The organism is Inquilinus sp. 2KB_23, assembly GCF_052115705.1.
In the GTDB taxonomy this organism is placed as follows: Bacteria; Pseudomonadota; Alphaproteobacteria; order DSM-16000; family Inquilinaceae; genus Inquilinus; species Inquilinus ginsengisoli_A.
On record NZ_JBFRHF010000009.1, the window covers coordinates 143959 to 154964 of the forward strand.

Consider the following 11006-nt stretch of genomic DNA (forward strand, 5'->3'; position numbering starts at 1 on the left):
GCGAACCCAACCCACGCATGGCGTCGTTCTGAAGGTTTCTTTTCTTCATTGTCATTCCCGCGAAAGCGGGAATCTCGCGCCGTTCAGGGCGTCATGAGATCCCCGCTTCCGCGGGGATGACAAAAAAGGGAGCGCGACGACGGCGGCTCAGAAAATCAGGAAAATAGATAGGTCAGCAGCGCAGCGCCGGCGAGGACGGCCAGCAGGGCGGCGCCGAAGCGGAGCCGGGCGCGCCAGGGCGCCCGGTTCGCGTTCGCGGCCTTCGGCACCGGCCGCGGGGTGGTGGCAATGCCGATCGGCCGGTCCGTGCGCCCACCAGGGGCGCGCGGACCGGTCCGATTGATCTGGGTGACCCGCCTAGCCACGCTCGTTCAGCGGGAYGAATTCACGCGACGTGTGGCCGGTGAACAGCTGGCGCGGCCGCCCGATCTTCTGGTGCGGGTCGCCGATCATCTCGGTCCACTGGGCGATCCAGCCGACGGTGCGCGCCACCGCGAACAGCACGGTGAACATGCTGGTCGGGAAGCCCATCGCCTTCAGGATGATGCCCGAGTAGAAGTCGACATTCGGGTACAGCTTGCGCTCGACGAAGTACTCGTCCTCGAGCGCGATCTTCTCCAGCGCCATGGCGAGGTCGAGCAGCGGGTCCTTGACCCCGAGCTCCTCCAGCACCTCGTAGCAGGTGGCGCGCATCACCTTGGCGCGCGGATCGTAGTTCTTGTAGACCCGGTGGCCGAAGCCCATCAGCCGGAACGGGTCATCCTTGTCCTTGGCCTTCTTGACGTATTCGCCGACGCGATCCTTGCTGCCGATTTCGCCCAGCATCTTCAGCACCGCCTCGTTGGCGCCGCCATGGGCGGGCCCCCACAGCGAGGCGATGCCGGCGGCGATACAGGCGAAGGGGTTGGCGCCGCTGGACCCGGCCAAGCGGACGGTCGAGGTCGACGCGTTCTGCTCATGGTCTGCGTGCAGGATCAGGATGCGGTCCATGGCGCGGGCCATGACCGGGTTGATCTTGTACTCCTCCGCCGGCACGGCGAAGGTCATGTGCAGGAAGTTCTCGGCGAAGCTGAGGTCGTTCCGCGGATAGATAAAGGGCTGGCCGATCGAATACTTGTAGGCCATGGCCGCCAGCGTCGGCAGCTTGGCGATCAGCCGGTGCGAGGCGACCTCGCGCTGCCGCGGATCATGCACGTCGGTCGAGTCGTGGTAGAACGCCGACAGGGCGCCGGTCACGCCGCACAGCACCGCCATCGGGTGCGCGTCGCGGCGGAAGCCGCGGTAGAAGTGGTGGATCTGCTCATGCACCATGGTGTGGCGCGTGATGGTGTGCTCGAACTCCGCCTCCTGGGCCGCATTCGGCAGCTCGCCATGGAGCAGGAGGTAGCAGACCTCGAGGAAATTGCTCTTCTCCGCCAGCTCGTCGATGGCGTAGCCGCGGTGCAGCAGGATGCCCTCATCGCCGTCGATGTAGGTGATCTCGCTGTCGCAGGAGCCGGTCGAGGTGAAGCCGGGGTCGTAGGTGAACATCCCGGTTTCGGCGTAGAGCTTGCGGATGTCGATGACACTCGGGCCGATGGTCCCGTCGATCACCGGCAACACCACCGACTTTCCGGTCGAGTTGTCGGTCAGCGTGACGGTCTTCTGCGCCACGGGAATCTTCGTATCGGGCATGACGATGTCCTTGAGCGGGGGCTTCGTACTGGAAACGCAGGTCGTCCGCTCCGTCGGCCGGGAGGATAGTCGGCCGGCGGCGCAAGATCAACGCGAGTTGGGTCCTCCCATCGCAACAAATCGATCGCCTAATTTTTAGGCTTTCCGATAATTATCTCTTGAAAACAGAGAGTTACGGATTCTTCCTAAGGGGCTTCGACAGCATCGCGGATCCGCCGGAGCGTCTCGTCGCGGCCCAGGATGGCCGCGACCTCGAAGATACCTGGGGAGACGTTCGATCCAGTCAATGCCGCGCGCAGCGGTTGCGCCACCTTGCCCAGCTTCAGCCCCTCGGCCTCGGCGAGCCGGCCGACCTCGGCCTCCAGCGCCGCCTCGGTCCAGTCGTTCAGGCCGGACAGCGCCGCCAGCACCCGGCCGAGCAGCGTCCTGGCGTCGGCGGACAGGATCTTCAGGGCGCCGTCATTCATCGGCAGCGGGCCGGAGCGGAGGTAGAACAGCGCGCTGTCGGCCAGCTCGACCAGGGTCTTGGCGCGCTGCTTCAGCCCGTTCAGCCCGAGCAGCAGGATGGCGCGGTCGGCGTCATCGAGCGACCGGCCGAGGGCGGTCTCCAGAGTCGGCGTGATCCGCTCCAACAGCTCTCCATCCGGCGTCTCGCGCATGTAGATGCCGTTCAGGTTCTCCAGCTTGGCGAAGTCGAGCCGCGAGGGCGACCGGCCGACGCCGTCGAGGTCGAACCACTCGATCGCCTTGTCGGTCGGGATGATCTCCTCGTCGCCCTTGCCCCAGCCCAGGCGCAGCAGGTAGTTGCGCAGCGCCGCCGGGAGGTAGCCGAGATCGCGATAGGCCTCGATGCCCAGCGCGCCATGCCGCTTCGACAGCTTGGCCCCGTCCGGCCCGTGGATCAGCGGGATGTGGGCGAAGCCTGGCGGCGTCGCGCCGATGGCGTTGTACAGCTGGACCTGGCGGAAGGTGTTGGTCAGGTGGTCGTCGCCGCGGATGACCTGGGTGATGCCCATGTCGATGTCGTCGACCACCACCGACAGCATGTAGACCGGCGTGCCGTCGGCGCGCAGCAGCACCATGTCGTCCAGCTGGTCGTTCTGCACCGTGACCTGGCCCTGGACCTTATCCTCGACCACGGTCTCGCCGGTGCGCGGCGCGCGCAGCCGGATCACCGGGTCGACGTCCTTCGGGGCCTCGGCCGGATCGCGGTCGCGCCAGTAGCTGTTGTAGAAGTTCCAGGGCTTGCCCTCGGCCTTGGCCCGCTCGCGCCCCGCTTCCAGCTCGGCCGGCGACAGCCAGCAGTGATAGGCCTTGCCTTCTGCCAGCAGCTGCCGGGCGACGGCGGCATGGCGCTCGCGCCGTTCGAACTGGGACACGATCTCGCCGTCCCATTCCAAGCCGAACCAGGTCAGCCCCTCGATGATGGCGCGCACGGCGTCGTCGTTGGAGCGGGCGCGGTCGGTGTCTTCGATGCGCAGGCGGAAGACGCCGCCGTGGTGGCGGGCATAGAGCCAGTTGTACAAGGCCGTCCGGGCCCCGCCGATATGCAGGTATCCGGTCGGGGAGGGGGCGAAACGGGTCACGACCGTCATGGGTCAGATTCCAGAAGAGCTGCTAGGATCAGTGCGAGAGGTCCATAGCATAGGCCTTCGGGCAATGGCTAATGCGGGGGCGTCGGCCGGGATTCCGCTGGCGGTGCGGGCGTCGTTGCGCCGCCTCGGTGCCGGGTGCTGGGCGATCGCCGGGCCGGATTGGGCGGAGGCCGCCGATGCCCTGGCCGGCGGCATCCGGCGCCGGCTGGTGCTGCTGGTGCCGTGCTGCCTCGGAGCCGGGATCGGCGTCTATTTCGCCCTGCCGATCGAGCCTTCACTGGCGGTGGGTGCGGGCGCCCTGATGCTGTCGGCACTCCTGGTGTTCCTGCTGCGCCGCGGGGAGCGGGCGGTGTCCTTCGCCGTGCTGCTGCTGGGCATCGCCCTCGGCTTCCTGGCGGCGGAGCTGCGCACCCGGATGGTGGCGACGCCGCTCTTGGACCGCGAACGGCGCGGCACCGTGACCGGCACGGTCGAGACCGTCGACCTGCTGCCGCATGGCGTCCGCGTGGTGCTGGGCGGCCTGACCATGGAGGGGCTGGCGCCGGAGGCGACGCCCGATGCGGTGCGGCTGCGCCTGATCGGGTCCGATGCCGTGCCGGCCGCGGGAGACCGCATCCGGGTGCGGGCCACGCTGGCGCCGGTGGCTGGCCCGGCCTATCCCGGCGGCTTCGACTTCCGCCGCCAGCTGTTCTTCCAGGGCATCGGCGGCACCGGCTTCGCCATGGGCAAGGTCGAGCGGCTGGACGCGACCGGGGATGCGGCGCCGTCCAGCCTGGCCCGGCTGCAGGACCGGATCGCCGCGCGGGTGCGGGCGCAGGTCTCCGGCGACGCCGGGGCCATCGCCGTCGCCTTCCTGACCGGCGAGCGCGCCGGGATCAGCGACGAGGCCAACCAGGCGATGCGCGATTCCGGCCTGTCGCATCTGCTGTCGATCTCCGGCATCCACATCAGCCTGGTGGCGATCCTGCTGCTGGGCGGCTTCCGGCTGGGCCTCGCCTTGATCGAGCCGGTGGCGCTGCGCTGGCCGATCAAGAAATGGGCCGCCGGCTTCGCCCTGCTCGGCATCGTCGCCTACACCATCCTGGTTGGCGCCTCGGTGCCGACGGTGCGGTCCAGCGTCATGACCGGCGTCGTGCTGCTGGCGGTGATCGCCGACCGGGTGGCGATCTCGATGCGCCTGGTCGCGCTGGCCGCCACCGCGATCCTGCTGGTGGCGCCGGAGGCGCTGCCGGGCCCCAGCTTCCAGATGTCCTTCGGCGCGGTGATCGCCCTGATCGCGGCCTATGAGGCGCTGCGGCCGCATCTTTCCCGCTGGCATGCCGGGGCCGGGCCGGTGCGGCGCGCGTGCATGTATCTCGGCGGCATCGTGCTGACCACGCTGGTGGCCACGGTCGCGACCACGCCCTTCGCCATCTACCACTTCCAGCGCTTCGCCCCGCTGGCGGTGGCCGCCAACCTGATGGCGATCCCGCTGACCTCGCTGCTGATCATGCCGGCGGTGCTGCTGGCCTATCCCGCCATGCTGCTGGGCCTCGACGGCTGGGTGCTGCCGCTGCTGGGCTGGGGCAACCAAGCGATGCTGTGGGTGGCCTACACCGTCTCGTCCTGGCCGCTGGCCGCCTTCACCGTGCCGGCGATGCCGGCCTGGGGGCTGTTGGCCGGCGCCATCGGCGGGCTGTGGCTCTGCCTTGCCGCGGGTCGCATGCGCCTGCTCGGGCTGCTGGCCATTCCCATCGTGCTCGCTGCCTCGCTGTTCGCGCCGGCGCCGCAGATCCTGGTCGACACCACCGGCCGGCTGGCGGCGGTGCAGGGCACCGACGGGACCCTGACCTTCTCCACCCGCCGCAGCGAGCGCTTCATCCGCGAGATCTGGCTGCGGGCCCAGGCCGTCACCGAGGATGCCACGGCGTGGCCGCAGCAGGGGGAAGGGGCGGGCGGGCGCCTGGCCTGCGACCCGCGCGGCTGCCTCTACCGCTTCGGCGCCGTCACGGTCGCCTTCTCCCGCAGCGGCGAGGCCTTCGACGACGACTGCGCCGCCGCCGACTTGGTGATCACGCCCCTGGTCGCGCCGCGCTGGTGCCGGCCGCGCTTCGGCGTCTGGGACCGCTTCGACCTGCGCCGCAGCGGCAGCATCTCGGTCGACCTGTCGGGGCCGGAGCCGCGGGTGGCCACGGTGGCCGAGGCCGTGGGCGACCGGCCCTGGGCCCCGGCCGCGTTCCGGCCGGCACCACCGCCACCGAATTGACCGATCGTTCGGTCAGCGAATCACGCCCGCCCCTCGGCATTGCCCGCCTTGGCCGCATCCAGCACCTCGGGATAGGGGTAGTTCAGCCCCAGCAGCTGGCGCAGATCCGGGCTGGCCTGGTCGACGAAGGCGCGGGGCAGGGCGGCCGGCATGTCCTCCATCGGCTTCACGAATTTCGGCAGGTACTGGATCAGGATCGCCGAGCGGTCCTGCTGCGACCGGTTCGGCATGGCGCAGTGCCAGACCGCGCCGAAGAACACCACGGTGTCGCCCGGCTCACCCAGCATGCGGGCGCAGCGGTCGTAGAACCGGTCGCTCTCGGTGGGATAGCGCAGCTCCGCCTGCGTCCCCGGCACATAGGCGGTGGCCCCGGTCTCCTCGGTGAACGGGTCCAGCATGATCGTGGCCTGGGCGTTCAGCGGGAAGCTGGCGTTGATCCGCACCGGATGCGACTCCGGCTTGTGCAGGTCCCAGTAGGGATAGTCGATATGCGGCTCCTGGCCCGGCCCGCCCGGCAGGATGCGGTTGGCGGCGATCGAGCCCATGATGAACTCGCTGCCCAGGAAGGCGCGCATCACCGCCATCAGCGCCGGATGCGCCGCCATGCGCGAGAACACCTCGCCCTTGGCCAGCAGGTTCCACACCCGGCGCTGCAGGGTGATCTTGCCCTCCTGCTCGGCGGCGCCCTGGAAATGGGTGACCTTGGCGGTGGTGCCCTCGGATTCGCGCATCACCACCGCCCGGGCGGCCGCGACCTCCTCGGCCGTGAACAGTCCGCGCAGCACCACGGCGCCGGGGCCGTTGATCAGTTCCGCCACGATCGCCGTCGGGTCCAGCGTGTCCGGAGTGTAGATTTTCATGCCATCCTCCCTGTCCTGGCCGCCAGGGTAAGCTGGTTTGCAAGCGCTTGCAAATCGAGTCGGCAAGGCTAGGATCCGATAGGGGCGGCGGCAATCCGCCCGGCATGGGGAGGCCCGCATGGGGAGGATGCAATGACCCGGACGCTGCGCATCGGCCTGATCGGCGCCGGCTACATGGGCAAGGCGCACAGCATCGGCTTCCAGATGGTGCGGACCGCCTTCGCGCCGCCGCTGGTCCCGGTCTGCGAGATGATCTGCAGCACCACGGCCGAGGGCGCGGCCGGCCATGCCGCGGCCTGGGGCTGGAACCGGTCGACCGCGGATTGGCGGGCGCTGGTCGCCGACCCCGCGGTCGACGCCGTGATCATCGCCACGCCGCCGCGCACCCATCTGGCGATGGCGACCGAGGCGCTGCGGCTGGGCAAGCCGGTGTTCTGCGAGAAGCCGCTGGGCTGCGACCCGGCCGAATCCCGGGCGCTGGTCGAGGCGGCGGAGGCGGCCGGCGTCGCCACGATTGTCGGCTTCAACTACATCCGCACCCCGGCCAGCCAGTTGGCCAAGCAGATCATCGAGGCCGGGGAGATCGGCGAGGTGATCCAGGTCACCGCCGAGCATGTCGAGGACTACCTGCACGACCCGAGCGCGCCGGCCTCTTGGCGCACCCGGATCGCCACGGGGACCGAAGCCGGGGCGCTGGGCGACGTCGCGCCCCACATCGTCAACGCCTGCCTGCGCCTGGTCGGGCCGATCGAGTCGCTGGTCGCCGACCTCAACACGGTGCGGGCGACGCGGCCCGGCCCGCAGGGCGAGGAGCGGGTGGAGAATGACGACCAGGGCCAGATGCTGCTGCGCTTCGCCAATGGCGCGACCGGGTCGCTGAGCTTCAGCCGCGTCGCCGCCGGCCGGAAGATGGGCTACACCTACCGCATCACCGGCACCAAGGGCGCCCTGGCCTTCGACCAGGAGAACCAGAACGAGCTCTGGCTGTATGATTCGGCGCGGCCGGCGGCGCGCCAGGGCTTCCAGCGGCTGCTGACCGGGCCGGCGCATCCCGACTACCTCGCCTTCAACCAGGGCGTCGGCCACGGCACCGGCTACAACGAGCAGATCGCGATCGAGGCGCGCGACTTCCTGCAGGCGGTGGCGACCGGCCAGCCGGTGTGGCCGACCTTCCGCGACGGCTGGGAGGTCGACCGCGTCACCGCCGCCGCCCTGCGCTCCGCCCGCGACCGCGCCTGGGTGCGGATCGCGGAGTTTTGAGGCCTCAGACGCGCAGCCGCGACCGCGCCGTCGGCGACAGCAGTGCGACCTCGGGCGCCCGGGCCAGATGCGGATGCAGCGCCGCGGCGAAGCCGGGCATGCGGGCGAGGGCGGCGGCGTGGCGCTCGTAGGTGGCCCGGTCGGGGAAGCGCGAGAACCAGACGAAGACCCGGGCGTCCGCGCGGACTGGCAGGGCCGGGAAGGTGTTCTCGCTGTGCTCGCTGACGAAGATCGCCAGGATCGGCACGCCGGCATCGTGCAGCATGGAAACCAGGACGGTGTCGAACACCGTCATGAACCCAGCCTCGGCTGGCGGGTGAAGATGCCAGGTGGTGGCGACCACGATGCCGCCGGGGGTCTCGGGGCTGCCATGGGGCGGGCGGCCAGGCCCCAGCAGGAAGCCCAGTTCCGGATGGGCCGGACGCAGCAGCAGGACATCGTCCGAATCGATCATGGTGGCGTTGGCGGCCGCGCGGTTCGCCTGCCACACCGGCCCGCCATAGAAGGCCTGCAGCGCCGCCGCCCGTGACGGCATGTCGGGGAAGCCGCGCAGCCACACGAACTGGTCGGGCGCGTCGAGGTCGCGAAACTGGCCGATGACGGTCATCCCGGTGGCCTCCTGGCTTTCCAGGAACTCCCGCTCGAACAGCTCGATCAGCACGTCACGCTGCCCGGGATGCAGCGTGTAGCGCCGCAGCTCGACGATCGGGCTGAGGGTCCGAACCATCACCTGCTGGCCGTTGTCCCGCATGGCCACCTCCCTGTTCGTGCAAAACAGACCGATTGTCCGGTTCTAAAACAGACTGATCGTCCGGTTGGGTCAATATGCTACCCTCCGGACATGGCAAGGACATCGGCGGACCCCAAGCGCAGCTACGACCCCGAGGGGATGCGGCGACGGCTGCTGGATGTGGCGGCGGAGGCGTTCCAGTCGCGCGGCTACCAGGGCACCGGCATGCACGAGATCATGCGCATCGCCGGGACCACGGGCGGGGCGCTGTACCACCATTTCCCGACCAAGAAGGCGCTGGGGCTGGCGGTAATCCGCGACCGGGTGGCCCAGGAGGTCGAGGAGACCTGGTGCGCCCCGGTCCGGTCGGCCCCGGATGCGCTGGAGGGCATCGCCGCGGTCTTCGCCGGCATCGCCGAAGGGCTGGAGCGGCAGGGTACTGTCTCCGGCTGCCCGCTCAACAACCTGGTGCTGGAGCTGTCGCTGGCGGATCCCGAGTTCCGGCTGGCGATGCAGGGGCTGTTCGAGGCCTGGCGTTCTGCGATCGCGGAGCGGCTGCGCGCCGAGCAGGACTCGGGCCGGCTGGCGGCGGCGGATCCGGACGACCTCGCCACCTTCGTCGTCGCCTCCTATTCCGGGGCGATGGCGCTGGCCAAGGCAGAGCAGAGCGCGGCGCCGCTCAGGGTCTGTGCCCGGCAGCTGATGCAGGTTCTGGAAGGGCTGCGGGTGGCCTGACCTACAGGCTGCCGCGCTCCACCAGGGCGATCTCGAACAGCCGGCTCCGCAACTCGTGGGCGGGATCGGCGAGGCGGGCGGCGATCTCGCCGATGGCGTGGCGCACCATCTCGGCCATCGGCTGGCGGATCGTGGTCAGGCTGTAGCCGGGCCAGGCGGCCAGCTTCATGTCGTCGAAGCCGACCACGCCGATCTCCTCCGGCACCCGCACACTCCGCTCGCGGCAGGCGTCGAGCGCGCCGAGGGCGAGGATGTCGTCGCCGCAGAACACCGCATCGGGCCGATGGGCGTCGAGCAGCGCGTGCATCGCCCGCCGGCCGTGCTCATGCGAATAGTCGCCGGCGTAGTCCACGGCCACAGGCTGCAGGCCGGCCCCGGCCAGTTCCTGGGCGAAGCCGGCGGCGCGGTCGATCGACGACGCATCCGACGGCGCGCCGCCGAGGAAGGCCAGGCGCCGCAGCCCGCGCGCCAGCATCGCCTGCGCCGCCAGGCGGCCGCCGGCGACATTGTCGACCGTCACCACCGGCACCGGCGCATCGGTCCCGGCCCGGCCGAACACATGCACCACCGGCAGCCCGGCCCGGGCGCAGGAGGCGGCGAAGCCCTCCGGCGGCGCCGAGGTGGCGATCAGCACGGCGTCGACATTGTATTGCAGCATCATGTCGAGCGCGGCCGCGGCGTGGCCATCCTCCGACAGGTTGGCGATCAGCGGCCGCAGCCCGCGACGCTGCAGCTCCCGCGTGAACAGGTCGAACACGTCCATGAAGGCGGGGTTGGCGAAATGGGTCGAGACCAGCCCGACCAGCTCGGTCCGGCCGGTCATCAGGCTGCGCGCCAGCTGGTTGGGGCGGTAGCCCAGCGCCTCGGCCGCCGCCAGCACCCGGGCCCGCATCCGGGGCGAAACGCTGGCGTGTTTGGTGAAGGTGCGCGAGACGGCGGAGATCGACACGCCGGCCGCATCCGCGACCTGCTGCGCCGTCGCCCGTTCGACGCCGCCAAACGGGCGCGGCCCGGCACGGCCAGTCATGGCGTGCCGGGCCGCGTGATGGCGAGCCCTGGCTGGTGAGGCCGCAGGTTACGAATAGGTCCGCAGCAGCCCGACCAGGCGGCCCTGGATGCGGACCCGGTCCGACGGCAGGAAGCGGGTCTCGTAGGCCGGGTTGGCGGCTTCCAGCCCGACCGATGCGCCCTTGCGCCGCAGCCGCTTCAGCGTGACCTCGTTGTCGTCGACCAGGGCGACGATGATCACGCCGGCGTCGGCGGTGTCGCAGCGGCGGATGATGACGGTGTCGCCGTCCAGGATGCCGGCCTCGACCATGCTGTCGCCGGCGACTTCGAGCGCGTAGTGCTCACCCGGGCCGAGCAGCGAGGCCGGCACCTGGGCGAAGTTGTGCTCCTGCAGCGCCTCGATCGGCATGCCGGCGGCGATCCGGCCATAGAGCGGCAGGCGGACGCCGTGCTCGGCATTGACCAGATCGGCGCGCTCCAGCTTGCGGCCGGGCAGGGGCGTGTCGCTGCGCAACGGCCGGAAGGGGACGACATTGTCGTCGTCGGTCGCCGCCGGGGCGTCGGTCTTGAGGCAGTCGGGAAGGCGAAGCACCTCGAGCGCCCGGGCCCGATGCGGCAGGCGGCGAATAAAGCCGCGCTCTTCGAGGCCGGTGATCAGTCGATGGATGCCCGACTTCGACTTGAGACTGAGGGCGTCCTTCATCTCGTCGAAGGAAGGACTGACGCCGTCCGCCTCCAGGCGGCGATGAACGAACAACAGCAGCTCCTGTTGCTTACGCGTCAGCAAGGCATCCTCCGTTTTCAGGGCCGCGGTGCGGCCGAATCCCTGGAAACACGATAGGAGGAACAAAACAAAAACACAAGGCGCTAACTTTGTCGCACCCGACTCTTTACTTCCT

10 protein-coding genes are annotated in these 11006 nt (G+C 70.0%); 3 read left to right on the forward strand and 7 right to left on the reverse strand.

Annotated elements, in window-relative coordinates; all coding sequences use genetic code 11:
- Window positions 1–155 precede the first annotated feature (155 nt).
- The 3 genes from AB4112_RS13695 to gltX all read right to left on the reverse strand — a co-directional run bounded on the left by AB4112_RS13695 (window position 156) and on the right by gltX (window position 3269).
- Window positions 156–365, reverse strand: a complete 210-nt coding sequence (locus tag AB4112_RS13695; RefSeq protein WP_441720375.1) for a hypothetical protein — start codon at window positions 363–365, stop codon at window positions 156–158.
- Complete coding sequence (locus tag AB4112_RS13700) at window positions 358–1674, reverse strand: citrate synthase (RefSeq protein ID WP_441720377.1); 1317 nt, start codon at window positions 1672–1674, stop codon at window positions 358–360. Before AB4112_RS13700 ends, AB4112_RS13695 begins: the two co-directional genes overlap by 8 nt.
- Window positions 1675–1859: 185 nt before the next feature.
- On the reverse strand, window positions 1860–3269 hold the full coding sequence (gltX, locus tag AB4112_RS13705) for a glutamate--tRNA ligase (RefSeq protein WP_441720379.1): 1410 nt from the start codon (window positions 3267–3269) through the stop codon (window positions 1860–1862).
- A gap of 64 nt (window positions 3270–3333) precedes the next feature.
- Between gltX and AB4112_RS13710 the strand changes: the two genes are divergently transcribed.
- On the forward strand, window positions 3334–5514 hold the full coding sequence (locus AB4112_RS13710) for a ComEC/Rec2 family competence protein (RefSeq protein ID WP_441720381.1): 2181 nt from the start codon (window positions 3334–3336) through the stop codon (window positions 5512–5514).
- A gap of 20 nt (window positions 5515–5534) precedes the next feature.
- Here AB4112_RS13710 and AB4112_RS13715 read toward each other — a convergent pair whose 3' ends face one another.
- Complete coding sequence (locus AB4112_RS13715) at window positions 5535–6374, reverse strand: phytanoyl-CoA dioxygenase family protein (protein WP_441720383.1); 840 nt, start codon at window positions 6372–6374, stop codon at window positions 5535–5537.
- Between the two features lie 132 nt (window positions 6375–6506).
- Between AB4112_RS13715 and AB4112_RS13720 the strand changes: the two genes are divergently transcribed.
- A complete protein-coding gene (locus AB4112_RS13720; protein WP_441720385.1) occupies window positions 6507–7634 on the forward strand; it encodes a Gfo/Idh/MocA family protein in 1128 nt (375 codons plus the stop codon).
- Between the two features lie 4 nt (window positions 7635–7638).
- On the opposite strand, the gene AB4112_RS13725 is transcribed toward AB4112_RS13720, so the two are convergent.
- On the reverse strand, window positions 7639–8385 hold the full coding sequence (locus AB4112_RS13725; protein ID WP_441720387.1) for an NIPSNAP family protein: 747 nt from the start codon (window positions 8383–8385) through the stop codon (window positions 7639–7641).
- Between the two features lie 90 nt (window positions 8386–8475).
- Here AB4112_RS13725 and AB4112_RS13730 point away from each other — a divergent pair, with 90 nt between their 5' ends.
- Entirely contained in the window at window positions 8476–9099 is a 624-nt protein-coding gene (locus tag AB4112_RS13730; RefSeq protein ID WP_441720389.1) for an LmrA/YxaF family transcription factor, read from the forward strand.
- Window position 9100: 1 nt separating this feature from the next.
- Here AB4112_RS13730 and AB4112_RS13735 read toward each other — a convergent pair whose 3' ends face one another.
- Window positions 9101–10126: a LacI family DNA-binding transcriptional regulator gene (locus tag AB4112_RS13735; RefSeq protein WP_309796466.1), complete on the reverse strand. Its 1026-nt coding sequence runs from the start codon at window positions 10124–10126 to the stop codon at window positions 9101–9103.
- 48 nt (window positions 10127–10174) lie between these two features.
- Window positions 10175–10894, reverse strand: a complete 720-nt coding sequence (gene lexA / locus AB4112_RS13740) for a transcriptional repressor LexA (RefSeq protein WP_309796468.1) — start codon at window positions 10892–10894, stop codon at window positions 10175–10177.
- Window positions 10895–11006 lie beyond the last annotated feature (112 nt).